The organism is Stutzerimonas stutzeri, assembly GCF_051028275.1.
Lineage (GTDB): Bacteria > Pseudomonadota > Gammaproteobacteria > Pseudomonadales > Pseudomonadaceae > Stutzerimonas > Stutzerimonas stutzeri_AS.
The window spans coordinates 2965123-2984166 of sequence record NZ_CP069269.1 but is presented as its reverse complement, the minus strand read 5'-3'; the positions used below and the strand labels follow the sequence as shown (position 1 = coordinate 2984166).

Here is a 19044-nt window from a genome sequence, read left to right as displayed (position 1 = left end):
AGTGGCTCCTTCGCTTTCCCCCGGCGGCGCTGACCGCTTAACGCAGACTTCTAGGGTTTTTCATGACGCGCTACATCTTCGTCACGGGTGGTGTTGTTTCTTCATTGGGGAAAGGCATTGCCTCGGCTTCATTGGCGGCCATCCTGGAGGCGCGGGGCCTGAAGGTCACGATGCTCAAGTTGGACCCTTATATCAACGTCGATCCGGGCACCATGAGCCCGTTCCAGCACGGTGAGGTGTTCGTCACCCATGACGGCGCCGAGACTGACCTCGATTTGGGTCACTACGAGCGGTTCATCCGCACGACCATGACCAAAAGCAATAACTTCACCACCGGTCGCGTTTACGAGGACGTGCTGCGCCGCGAGCGTCGAGGTGACTACCTGGGCGCTACCATCCAGGTCATTCCTCACATCACTGACGAAATCAAGCGTCGTGTGATCAAAGGGGCGGGAGATGCCGACGTTGCGCTGGTGGAAGTCGGGGGAACCGTTGGCGATATCGAGTCGCAGCCATTCCTCGAGGCGATTCGCCAGCTACGTGTGGAAGTCGGTGCCAAGCGCGCGATGCTGATGCACCTTACGCTCGTCCCCTACATTGCGACGGCAGGCGAAACCAAGACCAAGCCGACTCAGCATTCGGTCAAGGAGCTACGTTCCATTGGCCTGCAGCCAGACGTCCTGGTTTGCCGCTCCGATCACCCTATTGACGTCTCCTCGCGTCGGAAGATTGCGCTGTTTACCAACGTCGAGGAACGTGCTGTCATCAGCCTGGAAGATGTCGACACGATCTACAAAATCCCGGGTGTGTTGCACGCTCAGGGACTGGACGATTTCGTTGTCGAGCGTTTCGGTCTGGAATGCGGCGGCGCCGATTTGTCCGAATGGGATCGGGTGGTTGATGCCAAACTGAACCCTGAGAAAGAAGTCACCATTGCCATGGTTGGCAAGTACATGGAACTTCTGGATGCATATAAATCTCTGATCGAGGCAATGAGCCACGCTGGCATCCAGAGCCGTACCAAAGTGAACCTTCGCTATATCGATTCCGAAGACATCGAGAACCAGGGCACAAGCTTGCTTGAAGGCATGGATGCGATTCTGGTTCCCGGTGGCTTCGGCTTGCGCGGCGTCGAAGGTAAAATCGCCACTGTCAAATACGCTCGCGAAAACAAGATTCCATATCTCGGTATCTGTCTAGGGATGCAGGTTGCGGTGATCGAGTTTGCCCGTAACGTGCTGGGTTGGACTGACGCCAACTCTACCGAATTCAATAAGAACAGTGACCATCCTGTAGTGGGCCTGATCACTGAGTGGGCAGACGCTACGGGTGCTGTGGAAACACGCAGCGATGCCTCCGATTTGGGCGGCACCATGCGCCTCGGTGCGCAGGAGTGCGGCCTGGAGGCTGACTCCAACGTTCACGCTTGCTATGGCAAGGAGCGCATCGTCGAGCGTCATCGTCATCGTTACGAAGTGAACAATAATCTGTTGCCTCAGCTGCAGGCGGCTGGCCTGAAGATTACCGGCCGTTCCGGTGACGGTGCGTTGGTCGAAGTGGTCGAAGCGCCGGATCACCCGTGGTTCGTGGCTTGCCAGTTCCATCCTGAATTCACCTCCACCCCGCGCGATGGCCATCCGCTTTTCAGTGGCTTCGTCGAGGCGGCGCTAAGTTACAAGGCGGGCAAGGCATGAACCAAAAGACCATTCGCGTTGGCGAAATCGAGATTTCCAACGACAAGCCGTTCGTCCTGTTTGGCGGAATGAACGTCCTGGAGTCTCGCGATCTTGCCCTGCAGATCTGCGAAACCTATGTGAAGGTCACCGAGAAGCTTGGCATTCCGTATATCTTCAAGGCCAGCTTCGATAAGGCTAATCGCTCCTCAATCAATTCCTTCCGTGGTCCTGGCCTGGAAGAGGGGATGCGTATCTTCGAAGAAGTAAAGAAGACCTTCAAAGTCCCGGTGATCACTGATGTGCATGAGCCGCACCAGGCCCAGCCGGTGGCTGAAGTATGCGACATCATCCAGCTCCCGGCTTTCCTGTCGCGCCAGACCGATCTGGTGGTTGCGATGGCCAAGACCGGTGCGGTGATCAACATCAAGAAGGCGCAGTTTCTCGCTCCCCAGGAAATGAAGCATATCCTGACCAAGTGTGAAGAAGCTGGTAATGATCAGTTGATTCTCTGCGAGCGCGGTTCGTCGTTCGGCTACAACAATCTGGTCGTAGACATGCTCGGCTTCGACATCATGAAGCGGATGCAATATCCGGTGATCTTCGATGTCACACATGCGCTGCAGATGCCGGGCGGCCGGGCCGACTCGGCCGGTGGTCGCCGAGCTCAGGTCACGGATCTGGCCAAAGCCGGTCTCAGCCAAGGGCTTGCCGGGTTGTTCCTTGAAGCACACCCGGATCCGGAAAACGCCAAGTGCGATGGACCCTGCGCGTTGCGTCTGGACAAGCTAGAACCCTTCCTCACTCAGCTCAAGCAGCTGGATGAGCTGATCAAGAATTTTGCGCCAATCGAAACTGCTTGAAGCTTTGAAGCTATCTACGGAGTGTTAATAAAAATGGCAAAGATCGTCGACATCAAAGGGCGTGAGGTTCTGGACTCCCGTGGCAACCCCACTGTGGAAGCGGACGTTATCCTGGATAACGGTATCACTGGCAGCGCCTGTGCGCCGTCTGGTGCTTCTACGGGTTCCCGCGAGGCGTTGGAGCTGCGCGATGGCGACAAAAGCCGTTATATGGGCAAAGGTGTGCTGAAGGCTGTCAGCAACATCAATGGCCCGATCCGTGATCTGCTCTTGGGCAAGGATCCGCTGGACCAGAAGGCGCTTGACCGCGCCATGATCGAGCTGGACGGTACCGAAAACAAGGCTTCGCTGGGTGCTAACGCTATCCTCGCTGTGTCGTTGGCTGCAGCCAAAGCCGCTGCTCAGGACCAGGATCTGCCCCTCTACGCACACATCGCCAACCTCAACGGCACCCCTGGTCAGTATTCGATGCCGGTCCCGATGATGAACATCATCAACGGCGGCGAGCACGCCGACAACAACGTCGACATCCAGGAATTCATGGTGCAGCCGGTTGGCGCCAAGACCTTTGCGGATGCCCTGCGCATGGGCGCCGAGATTTTCCATCACCTCAAGGCAGTGCTGAAGGCCCGTGGCCTGAGCACCTCGGTTGGTGATGAAGGCGGCTTCGCACCCAATCTGGCATCTAATGAAGATGCTCTGGCAGCTATCGCAGAAGCAGTGTCCAACGCCGGCTACACGTTGGGCGACGACGTTACCTTGGCACTCGATTGCGCTTCTAGCGAATTCTTCGAGAACGGTAAGTACGACCTGGCAGGTGAAGGCAAAGTCTTCGACGCTGCTGGTTTCGCCGACTACCTTGCCGGCCTGTCCGAGCGTTACCCGATCATTTCCATCGAAGATGGTATGGACGAGTCCGACTGGGACGGCTGGAAGATTCTGACAGACAAGATCGGCAGCAAAGTTCAGCTGGTTGGCGACGACCTGTTCGTGACCAACACTAAAATCCTCAAGGAAGGTATTGAGAAGGGTATCGGTAACTCGATCCTGATCAAGTTCAACCAGATTGGGTCATTGACTGAAACGCTAGAAGCCATTCAGATGGCCAAGGCTGCCGGTTACACCGCGGTGATCTCTCACCGGTCAGGTGAAACCGAAGACAGCACCATCGCCGATTTGGCAGTTGGCACTGCTGCTGGCCAGATCAAGACTGGCTCGCTGTGCCGGTCGGACCGTGTTTCGAAGTACAACCAGCTGCTTCGTATCGAAGAGCAACTTGGCGGAAAAGCAGCTTACAAGGGGCGCGCCGAGTTTCGCGGCTAACCAGCCTATCGCTCGAAGAGCTTGGGCATGCTAGAAGAGGGCGGCGTTAGTCGCCCTTTTTTTGTGGATAACGGTCAGCGCTGTTAAGGTCGCGAACAGCGATGCGCTCGCCAGCAAAGGAAAGCCGAGCCATGTTGCTGACCGCCGCTTATACAACGTCACTGGAAACCAACCGAATTCAATCCATGCCTTCCATGCGCAGTCCCTACTGGTTGTTCGTTGTGCTTATTCTGCTGCTGGGTGGCCTGCAGTATCGTCTGTGGGTGGGTGAGGGCAGCCTCGCTCAGGTCAGCGGGTTGAACAAACAGATCGCCGAGCAAAAGGGTGAAAACCAACGACTGCTCGAGCGAAACCGGATTCTCGAAGCCGAGGTGAGGGAGCTCAAGCAGGGAATGGAAACCGTGGAAGAGCGCGCGCGCCATGAGTTAGGCATGGTGAAAGAGGGCGAAACCCTCTTTCAGCTGACCGAATGAATAAAAGCAATCTTCCGCCGTACTGGGTCGTAATCCCTGCCGCCGGCGTTGGCAGTCGCATGAAAGCCGACCGTCCCAAGCAGTATCTGCAGCTGGCCGGACGGACCATTCTTGAGCACACCCTTGAATGTTTCCTGGACCATCCTCAGCTCAAGGGGCTGGTCGTGTGTGTCGCGAGCGATGATGCATATTGGCCTGATCTCGTTTGCTCGACTGATCCGCGAGTCTACCGTGCCGATGGTGGGTGCGAGCGGGCCGACTCTGTCCTGTGTGGCCTGCACAGGCTGTCCGGGCTCGGTGCCTCAGACGGCGACTGGGTGCTGGTGCACGATGCTGCCAGACCCAACCTGGCGGCCTCAGATCTGGATCAACTGCTTCAAACCCTTGCATATGATCCTGTCGGCGGGCTGCTTGCTGTTCCGGCTCGCGATACGCTCAAGCGTGCCGATGCCGACGGGCGAGTCCAGGAGACGGTCGATCGTGCTGTGGTCTGGCAGGCGTTCACGCCTCAGATGTTCAGGCTTGGATCGTTACGCGAAGCATTGGCAGATGCGCTAGCCAGCGGAATTGCCGTGACAGACGAAGCATCCGCGCTAGAGTGGGTGGGGCTTCGGCCGCGTTTGGTCGAAGGGCGTGCCGACAATCTCAAGATCACGCGGCCGGAAGACCTGCAATGGCTGGAACAGCGCTGGAAAGCCTGAGTCCAGCGCTGCCCTGTACGCTAGGCAGGGATCGATGCGCCCTGCATAGCGGTGGCGAAGACATGCGATCAGTAGCGGTAAATCGCAGCGGCACCACTTTCTGTCGGCATGCGTTCAGTAGGTACTGAAATCACCTCGCCGCCTTGTTCCAGCGTCCATATGGTCAGTTCATCGAGCAAATCGGGCGTCGTGGCCGAGTCGTCTTCCACCGCGACAGCCTTGCCCTGCTGCTTATCCACTACCCCCGGAATTTGTCGGTCCGCCTCCACCAGCAGGGTCGCGACGCGTCCTTCGAGTGTTGCCTGGCCAATCTGCTCAAGCTGATCGGTAGCCAGCCCCTGTCCGTGGGATTCGCCGTATTGGTCGATGAAACCTTCCAGACGTTTGATGTAGCGCGGCTGCATGACCATCCAGCTCTTTTGGCGAAGCTCGTCGTGGCTCAGCAAGGACGCGTCGTTTTCGATTCCCTCCGGCAGTAGAAATTCGTTGTGACTGAGCTTACGGAAATGGAACTGGTGCTCCGGAAGTGCAGCGAGAATCAACGGCAGTCGTGACTTGCGGCTGTGGTGTTCGAGAATGGCACGATCCACCTCCCGGAAGAACCGCTCCCGGTCCCGATCAATTTCATCTTGGCGCCCGGCGCCACCGCTTTCTACCTGCATTGGGTCGCCCCGTTCGCTGGCCCGGCTGTAGCCCTGCGGGAAGCCGGTCTGACCCTTTTCGGTCAGCTCGCGGCCAAGCGCCTCTTCAACGGTTTTCGGAACGCCCTCACCCAAGCGGACCTCATCGATGCCGTCGCGGTTGCCTTCGAACAGACGAACCGAGTCCAGTGTGATTGCCAGTATTTGATAGCGGTCGGCGGACTGTGCGATCCGCAACAGCGGCTTGAGGTGCATGCGGTCGTTAGCAACAGCGAGTTCTGGAACGCTGCGCTGCAGGCGGAACACCTCGAAGTAATCTTCGGCACGGAAGACTGCAAGCCCATCACGGTTGGAGTTCCAGAAATCGGTGTCCTCGATCAGGTCGTGGAATGGCTTCAACAACGCTTTGGCTTGGTCTCCACGGCCTTGTTGCTTGAGCGAGTCTTCAAGCTCTCGGACAAGGTGCTTGAAGCGAATCGGATCCTGCTGACGCTCGGGAAAGCTGCGGTGGGTAGGCTGGTAAAGCGAGAGGCAAGGTGCTTCGCGCTTTGCCAGCAGTTTGGACATGGTTTCACGATCGAGCAATCTGTTCATATACGGCCTCTCTCGTTGTTAAATGGTTCGGTTCCTCATGGATGTCCATCAGCCCGCTTCGGCGGGTCGTAGCAGGTGGCGTTCAGTGATGGTTAAGTTTTTTGTCTAGCGCATGGGCAAGCGCATGGCTGAGCTTTTCGGCACAACCGTCTATCGCCAGATTCAGCGAGTCGGCTTTGTGGCTGGTCGAAATGGGCTCGTGTCCTTTGATGCGCGCTTCCATCTGGCAACGCTTATCCTGCGGGCCACTTTTGCCACTGTTCTCGTCGTTGAGATGAACTTCGACTCGGGTCAGCTGATCGTCGAAGCGTTCCAGTTCGCTTTCGACCGTCGCTTTCACGTGCTCCTCAAGATTGCTGGTCACGTCGACGCTATGATTGCTGTTCACCAGAATCTGCATGATGTCCTCCTGATTGAATGGCCGGCTCGCTCAAGCAGAGGGCCGGAGGCACCGGCTTCAGAATTTCGACGTGGTGGGTTAAGTCGGGTTCCGCCTGAAGTTCAGCGGTCGGACACGCGGCGCAGTCGCTACTCAGTCGTATTGGTTGCAGTATTCCGGGCGGGTTGCGAGCCCGTCCTTCAGAGCTTGAATTAACAGCCGAACCTTCGGCAGGGGATAACGCCGCTGTGGGTAGACAGCCCACACGGCTGTATTCGGGGGTTGATAGGTTTCCAGCAACGACACCAGCTCACCACGGTGCAGCGGCCCCTGAACGTAATAGTCCGGAAGCTGACAGAGGCCAAAGCCACGCAGCGCGGCGTCCAAGACCGCCTGTCCACTGTTGCAGCGCCAGTTGCCAGATGGTTTGAACAGCTGCTCTCGACCATCCACCTGCAATATCCAGGTATCCCCAGTCCCTACCAGGCAATTGTGTCGGGCAAGCTCGGATAGGGTATGTGGTCGGCCGTATCGTTCGAGATAGCGTGGAGCTGCGCACAGATACATGGCCCGCGGTGCTATGCGGGTGGCGACCAGCCTCGACTCGCTCAGGCGACCCAGGCGTATGGCCAGGTCGTAGCCCTCCTGAACCAGGTCGAGCGTGCGATTGGAGAGTTCGATGTCGACCCGCAGCTGGGGATGCTGCGCCATGAATTCGTTTACCAGCGGCACGATAAAGCGTTCGCCGTACGCAACCGCTGCCGTCATGCGCAGCAAACCGGTGGGTGCGGCATGCAGGTCCGTGACGGCGTGAAAGGCTTCGTCGCGCTCTTCTATCAACCGCTGGCAGCGGGAGAGAAAGGTATGGCCGGCTTCAGTCAACGATACTCGACGTGTAGTGCGGTAGAACAAGCGCGCTTGCAGGCGTTCCTCAAGGCGTGCGACCTGGCGGCTGACGTGGGAGGACGACACGCGCAGTTGATCGGCGGCGCGCATGAAACTGCCGGATTCGGCAACTGCCACAAACTCATCCAGTCCTTCCCACCGATTCATAAGCGAACCCGTCGTTGATTACGTTGAGTAAGGAGCGATTATCCCTGTGTGGCAATAATGTTTCTACGGCTAGCTTATTAACCCCGTATGCCTAGGAAACTACACTGCCTGTCACTATCCACAGTGAGTACAGTCAGACATGACCATCAAATCCCGTGCCGCAGTCGCGTTCGCCCCGAATCAACCACTGCAAATTGTCGAAGTGGACGTGCAGCCGCCCAAGGCAGGCGAAGTGCTGGTGCGCATCGTCGCGACAGGCGTCTGCCATACCGATGCCTACACGCTTTCTGGCGAAGATTCGGAAGGCGTCTTCCCGTGCATCCTTGGTCATGAAGGTGGCGGGGTTGTCGAGGCAGTCGGCGAGGGCGTTACCTCGGTTGCGGTGGGCGATCACGTGATACCGCTGTACACCGCCGAATGCCGTCAATGCAAATTCTGCAAATCCGGCAAGACAAACCTCTGTAGTTCGGTGCGCGCTACGCAGGGTAAAGGCCTGATGCCGGACGGAACCTCGCGGTTTTCTTATAACGGCGAGCCGATTTACCACTATATGGGTACATCGACCTTTTCCGAGTACACCGTGTTGCCCGAAGTCTCGGTGGCGAAGATCCCCAAGGAAGCGCCGCTGGACAAGGTTTGCCTACTCGGTTGCGGCGTCACCACCGGTATTGGCGCTGTAATCAACACCGCAAAAGTCGAAGAGGGCGCCACTGTGGCGATCTTCGGCCTGGGCGGTATCGGCCTGGCAGCGGTCATCGGAGCGAAGATGGCGAAGGCCAGCCGAATCATTGCAATCGACATCAATCCGTCAAAGTTCGCTATTGCGCAAGAGTTGGGCGCGACCGACTTTGTTAATCCCAAGGATCACGACAAGCCGATCCAAGAGGTGATCGTCGAGATGACCGACGGTGGCGTGGACTATTCCTTCGAGTGCGTAGGCAACGTCCAATTGATGCGCGCCGCCCTGGAGTGTGCCCACAAGGGTTGGGGCGAATCGGTCATTATCGGCGTGGCCGGAGCCGGTCAGGAAATCAGCACTCGACCTTTCCAGCTGGTGACTGGACGCGTCTGGCGTGGCAGCGCCTTTGGTGGCGTCAAGGGGCGCACCGAGTTGCCGAGTTACGTTGAGAAATCCCAGACCGGCGAGATCCCGCTGGACACCTTCATCACCCACAACATGGGGCTGGATGAAATCAACCACGCGTTCGACTTGATGCATGAAGGCAAGAGCATTCGGACCGTCATCCACTATTGATCCAGCGTGTCGGGTTGCGGTGCTCCGCTTGTGACTGGGGGAGCACCGCTGCCCGCTTCAGGAGGGCCCCATGAGCCTTGAGAACATTTCATGCCAGAAGAGCTTCGGTGGCTGGCACAAACGCTATCGTCACCGTTCTGCCAGCTTGAATTGCGACATGGTGTTTGCCGTGTATCTGCCGCCTCAGGCGGAGCAGGGCGACAAGCTGCCGGTACTCTATTGGCTGTCCGGTCTGACCTGTACCGATGAAAACTTCATGCAGAAAGCGGGGGCGCATCGGCTCGCTGCTGAACTCGGTCTGATAATCGTCGCGCCAGATACCAGCCCGCGGGGGCCTGGTGTTCCTGATGACCCGGAAGCCGCTTATGACCTTGGTCTTGGTGCAGGCTTCTACCTGAACGCGACTCAAGAGCCCTGGGCTCAGCACTACCGAATGCATGATTATGTGGTCGATGAGCTGCCGAATCTGATCGAGGCAAACTTCCCGGTGTCTGACAAGCGCGGCATCAGCGGGCATTCGATGGGAGGGCATGGTGCCCTGGTGTGCGCTTTGAAAAATCCTGGCCGGTACCAGTCGCTGTCGGCTTTCGCGCCGATCACGAATCCAGCCAACTGCCCCTGGGGCGAGAAGGCTTTTTCTCATTATCTTGGGGAAGATCGTGCACGCTGGCGTGAGTGGGATGCCTGTGCCCTGTTATCCAGCGCGCAGGAGAAACTGCCGATACTGGTAGATCAGGGTGATCGCGATGACTTCAAGGCTAATCAATTGAAGCCGGAAGCGTTGGAGTCTGCAGCCGCCGCCGCGAACCATCCCCTGACGCTGCGTATCCAGCCGGGCTACGACCATAGTTACTACTTCATAGCCAGTTTCATCGATGAGCACCTGCGTCATCATGCGAAAGCGCTGAGCGCATGAATTCGTACCGTGCTCATTGTGAGCGAAGGTGCTCGCGATCCGAGACGTGGTGTGAGTGAGCTGACGGGGCCCTGGTACTGCTCTAACCTGGGTTGCGTTGAAGTTCGCGAGCCACGTTTTGGACTCACCACAGCCAGAAAGAAAAAAGGCCCGACCGGTACCCGGCCGAGCCTTCCATCGCAAGGAGCTAGAGCGATGGATAATCGGTGTAGCCTTCGGCGCCTTGGGCGTAGAACAGCTCAGGCCGTGGCTCGTTGAGCGGAGCGTTTTGGCGTAGACGTTCGACCAGGTCAGGATTGGCGATGTACGGAATGCCGAATGCGACTGCGTCGGCTTTGCCGTCTGCCAGCCAGGCGTTGGCCTGTTCCTTCGTGAAGCGCTCGTTGGCGATGTAAACCCCGCCGAAGATTTCTTTCAGTTGCGGGCCCAGGCTGTCCGCGCCGGCTTTCTCACGCGTGCAGATAAAGGCGATGCCGCGCTTGCCGAGTTGGCGGGCCACATAGCCGAATGTCTCGGCCCTGTTCGAATCGCCCATATCGTGTGAATCGGCCCTTGGAGCGAGGTGTACGCCAACCCGGCCCGAGCCCCAGACACCAATTGCCGCGTCGGTTACTTCGAGCAGCAGCCGGGCACGGTTTTCCAGCGAGCCACCGTAGGCGTCGGTGCGCTTGTTAGTACTGTCTTGCAGAAACTGGTCGAGCAAATAGCCGTTGGCGCCGTGAATCTCGACACCATCGAAACCGGCCTCACGTGCGTTTTCCGCGCCCTTGCGGTACGCCTCGATGACGCCAGCGATTTCTTCGGTTTCAAGTGCGCGCGGTGTTTCGTAGTCCTTCATTGGGCGCACCAGACTGACGTGGCCGGCGGGCTTGATGGCACTCGGCGCGACTGGAAGCTGGCCCTCAAGGTAAATCGGATCGGAAATCCGGCCTACGTGCCAGAGCTGCAACACAATCTTTCCGCCCTTTGCGTGGACTGCATCGGTTACCTTTTTCCAGCCCTGTACTTGCTCGGCGGACCAGATACCGGGGGTATCCGGGTAGCCGACGCCCATCGGCGTGACCGAAGTCGCTTCGCTGATGATCAGGCCAGCATCGGCCCGCTGGGCGTAGTACTCGGCAATAAGGTCACCTGGTACTCGGCCCGGCTCTGCACGGCAACGGGTCAAAGGGGCCATGATGATGCGGTTGGCCAGTTCCAGGTCGCCAATCTTGATCGGGTCGAAAAGTGTAGGCATAGCGATGCTGCTCCTATTACACGGTGAGGGCTGCGAAGTTCAGAGTTCGCGTCCTAGACGGGTTACGAATGCTTCGATGGCCGGTTCATTGCGTTTGAAAAAGTGCCACTGACCAACTTTGCGGTTGGTGATCAGTCCCGCTCGTTGCAGTGTTGCCAGGTGCGCCGATACCGTTGATTGCGATAGTCCGGCTCGCCGGTCGATCTGCCCGGCGCACACGCCGTTCTCGAGCGAATGGTGCTGCTCGGAGAAGTAGCGTTGAGGTTCTTTCAGCCAACTCAGTATTTCCCGACGTAGAGGGTGGGCTATCGCCTTGAGGATGTCGTCCAGCTCGTCAGGCATGCTGTTGTCCGGTTGGTATATCGTGGTGGGGCGAACTATATATCGGTGAAAGACGATATGAGATCGATTCGGTTGATGGTGTTTATTGTCGGTATCGATGCGCAGGGTTCTCACCACTGCGACTCCAACCGCCGCTGCGGTCCTGTAGAATCGCGGGCTGATCTTTTCGAGGTGCAATGACTATGCGTATCGGCCACGGCTATGACGTGCATCGGTTCGGTGAGGGCGATTTCGTCACCCTCGGCGGGGTGCGAATTCCTCACAGGTCCGGCCTGCTCGCGCATTCGGATGGCGACGTGCTGTTGCATGCGTTGAGCGATGCTTTGCTTGGCGCGGCGGCGCTTGGTGATATCGGTAAGCACTTTCCGGACACCGATCGAGCGTACAAAGGAGCCGATAGCCGTGTTCTGCTGCGCCACGTGGTCAAGCAAATACAGGCCAAAGGCTGGAAGGTGGGTAACGTGGACGCCACCATCGTCGCGCAGGCGCCGAAGATGGCGCCGCATATCGAACGGATGCGCAGCCTGATCGCCGAGGACCTCCAAGTTGACTTGGATCAGGTCAATGTCAAAGCCACCACTACCGAGAAGCTTGGCTTCACCGGGCGCGAAGAAGGCATTGCGGTTCACGCCGTCGCACTGCTGGTCGGCGCATGACCGAAGATCAGTTGCTTGGTCCACGGGCGCACGGTGGCGCTTGTGGGTCTGCCGTGCTCAAGGCTGTCCCGGAGGACTTTCAGGTCGATGAAGTGCTCGACATTCCTTTGTCTGGCGCCGGAGAACACCTTTGGCTATGGGTGGAAAAGCGAAACCTCAATACCGAAGAAGCTGCGCGACGTCTCGCTCGAGCGGCCGGGGTTCCGGTACGCGCCATCAGTTATGCCGGGTTGAAGGACCGCCAGGCGCTGACCCGTCAATGGTTCAGCCTGCATTTGCCAGGAAAGGTTGATCCCGCGTTGTCATCGGCTGAGGACGATACGCTGAGGATTCTTCAGAGCGGCAGACATCAGCGAAAACTGCAACGCGGCGCGCACTCTGCTAACGGTTTCACCCTTCGGCTAACGGAGCTGCAGGCAGCACCCACAGAGCTGGACGACCGCCTGGAACGCATCAAGACGCACGGTGTACCGAATTACTTCGGCTTGCAACGTTTTGGCTTCGAAGGGGGCAACCTGCAGGGCACCCGAGTGTACGCCGAGCGACAGGAACTGCCAGCGCAGCGCAATCTTCGCTCTCGCCTGTTATCCGCCGGGCGCAGCTATCTGTTCAACCGCTTGCTGGCCGAGCGGGTCGAAGCAGGCAGCTGGAACCAGGCGCAGGTGGGTGATTTGCTGGCCTTTACAGACAGTCGCAGCTTTTTTTTGGCTGGCGAAGCCGAATGCGCTGACCCCAGGCTGGCGGTGCTGGATCTGCATCCCACTGGCCCGTTATGGGGCGCTGGAGATTCGCCGTCCTGTGCCGATATAAAGGCGCTGGAGTCGGCAGTGGCGGCAACGGAGCCGTCAATCGCCAAGTGGCTCGCAGAAGCCGGAATGAAGCATGAACGGCGTATTCTTCGCCTCCCCATTAATGGCTTGTCGTGGCATTATCCCGAGCCTGACATTCTGCAACTTGAATTCGTCCTGCCGACCGGATGCTTCGCCACAGCTGTGGTACGTGAATTGGTCAGCCTGGCAGGGCAGACGGACATCTGATGCGTATTTTGATCGCCAACGACGACGGGGTGTATGCACCTGGGCTCGCCGCGCTTTATGACGCGCTGGCGGACCTCGCGGAGTGCAGGGTGGTAGCCCCCATTCAGGACATGAGCGGCGCCAGTAGTGCGCTGACCCTGGATCGCCCGCTGCACCCTACAATCATGCCGAACGGCTTCATCGGCGTGAACGGAACGCCAACGGACTGCGTCCATCTGGGAATCAACGGACTGCTTGAAGAGGTGCCCGACATGGTCGTGTCAGGTATCAACCTGGGCGCCAATCTGGGCGATGACGTGCTGTACTCCGGGACCGTCGCAGCAGCCATTGAAGGCCGCTTCACCGGCAAACCCGCCTTCGCTTTCTCCCTGGTGTCACGACTAACCGATAACCTGCCAACCGCTGCCTATATCGCGCGCAAGCTGGTCGAGCAGCATGCCTCGCTGGAGCTTCCGCCGCGTACGGTATTAAGCGTCAATGTTCCCAACTTGCCGCTTGACCATATTCGCGGGATCCAACTGACTCGGCTGGGCCATCGAAGCAGGGCAAAGCCGCCGGTCAAACAGGCGAACCCGCGGGGTAAGGAAGGCTATTGGATTTCCGTTGCCGGCGATGTGGAAGACGGAGGGCCAGGCACCGATTTTCATGCCGTCATGCAAGGCTATGTCTCAATCACACCGCTGCAGCTGGACCGGACGTTCCGTGAGGCATTCGATGGCCTCGACAGTTGGCTGGAGGGGGTGTTGTGAACCGCGGATCTGATGACCTGTTGCGTCACGGCACCGGGATGACCTCGCAGCGCACCCGTGATCGTCTGATTCAGCGGCTGTACGAAGAGGGGCTTTCCGACCCGCGCGTGCTTGAAGTGATTCGCCGCACACCGCGCCATCTGTTCGTAGATGAGGCCCTGTCTCACCGCGCTTACGAAGACACCGCACTGCCCATCGGGCACAACCAGACCATTTCGCAACCCTTCATGGTGGCCCGTATGAGCGAGCTTCTGCTTGCCGACGGTCCGCTGGATAAGGTGTTGGAGATCGGCACTGGGTCCGGATATCAGACGGCTGTACTGGCGCAGTTGGTGGAGCGCGTATTTTCGGTGGAGCGGATCCAGGCGCTGCAGGATAGAGCAAAAGAGCGGCTGGTCGAACTCAAACTGCGCAACGTGGTCTTTCGCTGGGGTGATGGCTGGGAAGGGTGGCCTGCATTGGCACCTTACAATGGCATCATAGTTACCGCGGCGGCAGCCGACGTGCCCCAGGCTCTGCTCGATCAACTGGCGCCCGGCGGGCGGCTGGTGATCCCGGTCGGTGTTGGCGAAGTCCAGCAACTGATGTTGATCATTCGAGAGGAAGACGGATTTTCCCGCCATTTGCTGGATACCGTTCGCTTCGTGCCGCTGCTCAATGGACCTGTAGTTTGATCAAGCGGAAGGAAGCATGAAAGACGCGTTGTTGTTGTACGTCAAAGGTATGGCCATGGGGGCCGCGGATGTCGTGCCTGGCGTCTCCGGTGGAACCGTTGCGTTCATTACCGGCATCTATGACGAGCTTCTGCGTTCGATCGGTGCGGTGCCGAACGCTATACCGCCGCTGTTGAAGGGTCGTATCGGCGAGGCATGGCGCACCGCCAACGCAACATTTCTGATGATTCTGTTCGCTGGCATTCTCACCAGCGTGCTGAGTCTTGCGAAATTGATTACTTACCTGCTAGAACAGCATCCAATCCCTGTCTGGTCGTTCTTCTTTGGCCTGATTCTGGTTTCCGTTCATCTTGTAGGTAAGGAAATTCAGCGCCGCAACCTGCCGAGGTTGGTCAGCCTGTGCCTGGGTATCGGTTTCGCCTACTGGATTACGGTCGCCTCGCCCATGCAATGGAGCACTGGCGGCATCAGCCTGTTCTTCGCTGGTGCCATCGCGATCTGCGCGATGATCCTGCCGGGCATATCCGGCAGCTTCATCCTGGTCCTTCTGGGCCTTTACCCCGTCGTTCTGGGCGCTGTCAAAGCCCTGGATCTCGGCATCATGCTTACGTTTGCGGCGGGTTGCCTGGTCGGCTTGTTAAGCTTTGCACGCGTTTTGAGCTGGGTGCTAAGGCGGTGGCGCGACCTCACCCTGGCGTTCCTGACCGGATTGATGCTCGGCTCGCTGAACAAGGTCTGGCCTTGGAAAGAAACGCTTACCTGGCGCACCAACTCTCATGGCGAGCGCGTTCCGCTGTTGGAGCAGAATTTGCTGCCCGGTGCCTATGGCGATCTGACCGGGCAAGATCCGCAGCTTTTATTGGCGATCCTGCTTGCGGTGGCGGGCGTCGCCCTTGTGCTGGGTCTCGAATGGGTCGCCGGGCGTCACCAGTCAGTCGCACAAAGCGTCTGAACCGACATGTCGATCATAGGGAGCGGGCATTGAAGTTCACAGCCAGCATGCGGTGGATAGGCAGTTCATCAGTCCGTTGTGCGCTTGCCGCCATGCTGGCGGGTGTTCTGTTGGCAGGCTGCGCCAGTCCACCGTCGGGCGGTGTGAGTGTTGTTGATCGTAATAACCGCGACCGAGTGACCAGCGGCCAGTACGTCGTTCAGCGAGGCGATACGCTGTGGTCGATCGCTTTCCGCTTTGGCTGGGATTGGCGCGACCTGGCCAGGGTCAATAACATCCGTCCGCCACACGTGATCTATCCGGGCCAGACGATTCGCTTCAGTGGTCAGGGTTCCCGTGCCGTTGCCGCTCGTCCGGTTACTCCCGCACCCGCTCCCGCGCCCAGGACACCGGCGATCGTCACGAATCCGGTGCCAACGCCGCCTCCTTTGACCCGGCCGACCGTACCGGCGACCAAGCCCCCTGCGCCAGTTACGCCTGTCAAGCCAGTGACACGTTCCGCGAGCGGTTGGGCCTGGCCTGCCGGGGGTACGGTTATTGGACGATTTTCCTCAAACGGCAGTTTGAATAAAGGAATTGATATCGCCGGGGAATTAGGACAGCCTGTTTTAGCTGCTTCTGATGGGGCTGTTGTGTACGCCGGCAGTGGATTGCGGGGTTACGGCGAACTTGTGATCATCAAGCACAGCGATACCTATGTAAGTGCCTACGGCCACAACCGTAGGTTGCTGGTTCAGGAGGGTCAGCAAGTCAAAGCTGGTCAGACTATTGCCGAGATGGGATCGACTGGAACCGACCGGGTGAAACTGCACTTTGAGATTCGCCGCCAAGGCAAGCCGGTAGATCCGCTGCAATACCTTCCGAAGCGTTGATTTGCTACAACCTGTTCCGGCCCTAGGAGGGGCTTGAGCGATGCCAGGGAATGGGTGCCGCCCAAGCCTGTTGTCGAACTCAGAACAGGAAAACAATAATGGCTCTCAACCAAGAAGTGCCGGAGTTTGACGTAGACGATGCCGTTCTACTCATGGAACCGTCCCCGGACGCAGCTCCGATTGCCGAGCTCTCCCGAGCCGGTTCAGGTGGCACCAGGTCCAAGACCGCAACGGTCAAGCAACATAAATTCGTCGATTACACACGCGCACTCGACGCCACTCAGCTTTACCTCAACGAAATTGGCTTTTCTCCTCTGCTGACCCCCGAACAAGAGGTGCATTTTGCACGTCTTGCCCAGAAGGGCGATCCCGCTGGGCGCAAGCGCATGATCGAAAGCAACCTGCGGTTGGTTGTGAAGATCGCTCGGCGTTACGTTAATCGAGGATTGTCCCTGCTCGATCTAGTCGAAGAGGGAAATCTCGGTTTGATTCGTGCCGTAGAGAAATTCGACCCCGAGCGTGGTTTTCGCTTCTCGACATATGCCACTTGGTGGATCAGGCAAACCATTGAGCGGGCGATCATGAATCAGACGCGCACCATTCGTTTGCCGATTCATGTAGTCAAAGAGCTGAATGTCTATCTGCGTGCTGCGCGCGAGCTAACCCAGAAGCTTGATCATGAGCCAAGCCCGGAAGAAATCGCCAACCTGCTTGAAAAGCCGGTTGCTGAGGTCAAACGAATGCTTGGATTGAATGAGCGAGTGACATCTGTTGACGTCTCCCTCGGCCCGGACACTGACAAGACGTTGCTTGATACCCTCACCGATGACCGCCCAAGCGACCCGTGTGAGCTGCTCCTTGATGATGATTTGTCCGAAAGCATCGATCAGTGGCTATCCGATCTGACTGAAAAGCAGCGTGAAGTAGTGATTCGTCGCTTCGGTTTGCGCGGCCATGAAAGCTGCACGCTGGAAGAAGTCGGGCAGGAGATAGGGCTGACTCGCGAGCGGGTTCGACAGATTCAGGTAGAAGCGCTGAAGCGTCTACGCGAAATCCTCGAGCGCAACGGTTTGTCGAGCGAGTCGCTGTTCCGCTAAATGAAGCGCCCCCTCTCCTGGCGGGAGGGGGCAACTGGGTTGCGCCTATTTTAAAGAAACATCTGCTCCCGGCAGCGTTATGTTCCGGATTAATTCCTGTCGGCCAGTTTTTCTCAATCGGCTATTTGATTTGTAAGTCATTACTTACAGAACGTGTAAGCAAAGCCGCCGGTGGTAACCGAGCTGATCGCCAGCCCGATGTTTGACACCTGATAAGCCTTTGATTTAATTGGCTTTTTAAAAAGAGCTGGATAGTGGCTCAGTTGCCATCATGCATTTTCCGGAGTTGTTGTTGTCTCCGGAAGCTTTAATATCGATCCCGTGCTCAAGGACAAGCACAGCCGGCAAGGATGCTGGTCAGGATCAGCCGCTGGACGCGGTTACATCAGGATGATGAGCAGGAAATACAGGGAAGCAAGGACGGAAGCGGGCGGGGCTTAAGCCCCGCCCCTTTTTTTTTGTCCCGGAAAAACGAATACATGGCTAATCGAACCACTGCTGCGCGGAATTGCCCTATTCGTTATGCCTAACGTTGAAAGGAGCGCAGCATGAACGGCGATACGCAAAAACCCGCCCATCCCGAGTCGCAGACAGAGGATGAAATCAAGCGCAGCCCGGATGAGGCCGACGAGGATCAGCTGGACGAAGCGTTAGAAGAAACCTTCCCGGCCAGCGATCCTATATCGCCTTGACCGTCGCCAGTGTTCCTGGCGCAGCTCAGATCGAAAGACGCCGGCGCAACGCCGGCAGTACTTCTTCACGCAATAGCGGGGCGAGTCGTTCGGAATCACCATCGATCGCTATCCAGCCTGACTCTTCGATTTCTGCCTGGATTTTGACCGGTGTAGACAAGCGGGCTACGAACACCTCTGCTTTTACCCAATGGTCGGGCTCGTTCGCTGCTCGTGACTCGAAATGCCCAAGGTACTGAAGCTGGGATTCGTCAGTTTCCAGTGCAAGCTCTTCGTCCAGCTCTCGAATAAGCGTGCCGGCAGCTGTTTCCCCTGGCTCGGCCTTGCCACCGGGCAGCATGAAGTAGTGGGCGCCGCGTTTTCGGACGACCAAAAGCCGACCAGCGTCGTTCAGTAGGCAGGCCGTGGCTATATTCAGGATATGGGGCATGTCGCTCTCACATTGTCGTGGCATAGCGGGATGAGTCTCTTGTTCCGGTTGTATCGTTGCAGTCGATCTGCGAGCGAGTCGGGTAGCGACACCGGTTCGCTAAAGCCTAAATTCAAGTAAAAGCAGGCAAGTACGGGGTCGCAGAACAACCAGACCGGCCCGTCGCGGCGGGCACGAGCATACCCGATCAGGCGACTTGCAAGTCCCCTGTTGCGCATTGCCGGGGCGACCAGCAGCCCGGTTAACCAATGTCCATTTTCCACCGGCACCAGGCATAGCGCTGCCTCGATTTCGCTACAGCCGGCGACCCAACAGCTGGCGCCCGCCGGGACCCGCATATGCGTGCGATGGGCTTGGTAGAACTTCCTGACCAGAGGCCGGCGCTCCGGCGTCAGCTCGCGTAGACAGTCTTTCGACACGCGCATCACGGGACGT

At 58.1% G+C, this 19044-nt stretch carries 21 protein-coding genes and 1 pseudogene; 15 read left to right on the top strand and 7 right to left on the bottom strand.

All coding sequences use genetic code 11. From position 1 onward, the window contains the following. Positions 1–62 precede the first annotated feature (62 nt). From JQR87_RS13775 to ispD, 5 genes are all read left to right on the top strand, one after another. A complete protein-coding gene (locus JQR87_RS13775) occupies positions 63–1694 on the top strand; it encodes a CTP synthase (protein ID WP_407296172.1) in 1632 nt (543 codons plus the stop codon). After that, entirely contained in the window at positions 1691–2536 is an 846-nt protein-coding gene (kdsA, locus tag JQR87_RS13770) for a 3-deoxy-8-phosphooctulonate synthase (RefSeq protein ID WP_407296175.1), read from the top strand. The genes JQR87_RS13775 and kdsA overlap by 4 nt, the downstream gene beginning before the upstream one ends. 33 nt (positions 2537–2569) lie before the next feature. After that, a complete protein-coding gene (gene eno, locus JQR87_RS13765) occupies positions 2570–3859 on the top strand; it encodes a phosphopyruvate hydratase (RefSeq protein ID WP_407296177.1) in 1290 nt (429 codons plus the stop codon). Positions 3860–4053: 194 nt separating this feature from the next. Continuing rightward, positions 4054–4332 (top strand): cell division protein FtsB, encoded by a 279-nt coding sequence (gene ftsB, locus JQR87_RS13760; RefSeq protein WP_407297692.1) that lies wholly within the window; start codon positions 4054–4056, stop codon positions 4330–4332. Next, entirely contained in the window at positions 4329–5033 is a 705-nt protein-coding gene (gene ispD / locus JQR87_RS13755) for a 2-C-methyl-D-erythritol 4-phosphate cytidylyltransferase (protein WP_407296179.1), read from the top strand. Before ftsB ends, ispD begins: the two co-directional genes overlap by 4 nt. Before the next feature lie 68 nt (positions 5034–5101). On the opposite strand, the gene JQR87_RS13750 is transcribed toward ispD, so the two are convergent. The 3 genes and pseudogenes from JQR87_RS13750 to JQR87_RS13740 form a co-directional block, all read right to left on the bottom strand. Further along, positions 5102–6268: a hypothetical protein gene (locus JQR87_RS13750; protein ID WP_407296182.1), complete on the bottom strand. Its 1167-nt coding sequence runs from the start codon at positions 6266–6268 to the stop codon at positions 5102–5104. A 100-nt stretch (positions 6269–6368) separates the two neighbouring features. Further along, positions 6369–6668, bottom strand: a pseudogene (gene hpf / locus JQR87_RS13745) (ribosome hibernation-promoting factor, HPF/YfiA family); the annotation flags it as partial. Positions 6669–6800: 132 nt separating this feature from the next. Next, the gene (locus JQR87_RS13740) at positions 6801–7700 is read right to left on the bottom strand and encodes a LysR substrate-binding domain-containing protein (protein ID WP_407296184.1); all 900 of its coding nucleotides are present in this window, start codon (positions 7698–7700) and stop codon (positions 6801–6803) included. A 139-nt stretch (positions 7701–7839) separates the two neighbouring features. On the opposite strand from JQR87_RS13740, the gene JQR87_RS13735 reads away from it, so the two are divergent. Together JQR87_RS13735 and fghA are read left to right on the top strand one after the other, a co-directional pair. Beyond that, a complete protein-coding gene (locus tag JQR87_RS13735) occupies positions 7840–8955 on the top strand; it encodes an S-(hydroxymethyl)glutathione dehydrogenase/class III alcohol dehydrogenase (protein ID WP_407296186.1) in 1116 nt (371 codons plus the stop codon). A 70-nt stretch (positions 8956–9025) separates the two neighbouring features. After that, positions 9026–9871 carry an S-formylglutathione hydrolase gene (gene fghA / locus JQR87_RS13730; protein ID WP_407296189.1) on the top strand — a complete coding sequence of 282 codons (846 nt, stop codon included), beginning with the start codon at positions 9026–9028 and terminating at the stop codon, positions 9869–9871. 187 nt (positions 9872–10058) lie between these two features. Here the strand turns inward: fghA and JQR87_RS13725 are convergent, their stop codons facing one another. Together JQR87_RS13725 and JQR87_RS13720 are read right to left on the bottom strand one after the other, a co-directional pair. Beyond that, a complete protein-coding gene (locus JQR87_RS13725; RefSeq protein ID WP_407296191.1) occupies positions 10059–11108 on the bottom strand; it encodes an alkene reductase in 1050 nt (349 codons plus the stop codon). A 39-nt stretch (positions 11109–11147) separates the two neighbouring features. Continuing rightward, complete coding sequence (locus JQR87_RS13720; protein WP_407296192.1) at positions 11148–11450, bottom strand: ArsR/SmtB family transcription factor; 303 nt, start codon at positions 11448–11450, stop codon at positions 11148–11150. A gap of 182 nt (positions 11451–11632) precedes the next feature. On the opposite strand from JQR87_RS13720, the gene ispF reads away from it, so the two are divergent. The 8 genes from ispF (at position 11633) to JQR87_RS13680 (ending at position 18179) form a co-directional block, all read left to right on the top strand. Next, complete coding sequence (gene ispF, locus JQR87_RS13715) at positions 11633–12106, top strand: 2-C-methyl-D-erythritol 2,4-cyclodiphosphate synthase (protein WP_407297694.1); 474 nt, start codon at positions 11633–11635, stop codon at positions 12104–12106. Beyond that, complete coding sequence (gene truD, locus JQR87_RS13710; RefSeq protein WP_407296194.1) at positions 12103–13143, top strand: tRNA pseudouridine(13) synthase TruD; 1041 nt, start codon at positions 12103–12105, stop codon at positions 13141–13143. Before ispF ends, truD begins: the two co-directional genes overlap by 4 nt. Then, the gene (gene surE, locus JQR87_RS13705; RefSeq protein WP_407296196.1) at positions 13143–13892 is read left to right on the top strand and encodes a 5'/3'-nucleotidase SurE; all 750 of its coding nucleotides are present in this window, start codon (positions 13143–13145) and stop codon (positions 13890–13892) included. Before truD ends, surE begins: the two co-directional genes overlap by 1 nt. 38 nt (positions 13893–13930) lie before the next feature. Further along, positions 13931–14566: a protein-L-isoaspartate(D-aspartate) O-methyltransferase gene (locus tag JQR87_RS13700; protein WP_029404859.1), complete on the top strand. Its 636-nt coding sequence runs from the start codon at positions 13931–13933 to the stop codon at positions 14564–14566. 16 nt (positions 14567–14582) lie between these two features. Beyond that, complete coding sequence (locus JQR87_RS13695; protein WP_407296198.1) at positions 14583–15518, top strand: DUF368 domain-containing protein; 936 nt, start codon at positions 14583–14585, stop codon at positions 15516–15518. A 29-nt stretch (positions 15519–15547) separates the two neighbouring features. Continuing rightward, on the top strand, positions 15548–16390 hold the full coding sequence (locus JQR87_RS13690; RefSeq protein ID WP_407296201.1) for a peptidoglycan DD-metalloendopeptidase family protein: 843 nt from the start codon (positions 15548–15550) through the stop codon (positions 16388–16390). A gap of 98 nt (positions 16391–16488) precedes the next feature. Next, complete coding sequence (gene rpoS / locus JQR87_RS13685) at positions 16489–17487, top strand: RNA polymerase sigma factor RpoS (protein WP_407296203.1); 999 nt, start codon at positions 16489–16491, stop codon at positions 17485–17487. 548 nt (positions 17488–18035) lie between these two features. Continuing rightward, complete coding sequence (locus tag JQR87_RS13680; RefSeq protein ID WP_407296205.1) at positions 18036–18179, top strand: hypothetical protein; 144 nt, start codon at positions 18036–18038, stop codon at positions 18177–18179. A 25-nt stretch (positions 18180–18204) separates the two neighbouring features. Here JQR87_RS13680 and JQR87_RS13675 read toward each other — a convergent pair whose 3' ends face one another. Both JQR87_RS13675 and JQR87_RS13670 read right to left on the bottom strand, forming a co-directional pair. Next, positions 18205–18609, bottom strand: a complete 405-nt coding sequence (locus JQR87_RS13675) for an NUDIX hydrolase (protein WP_407296207.1) — start codon at positions 18607–18609, stop codon at positions 18205–18207. Beyond that, positions 18594–18947: a GNAT family N-acetyltransferase gene (locus JQR87_RS13670; protein ID WP_434157911.1), complete on the bottom strand. Its 354-nt coding sequence runs from the start codon at positions 18945–18947 to the stop codon at positions 18594–18596. Before JQR87_RS13670 ends, JQR87_RS13675 begins: the two co-directional genes overlap by 16 nt. Between the last annotated feature and the right edge of the window lie 97 nt (positions 18948–19044).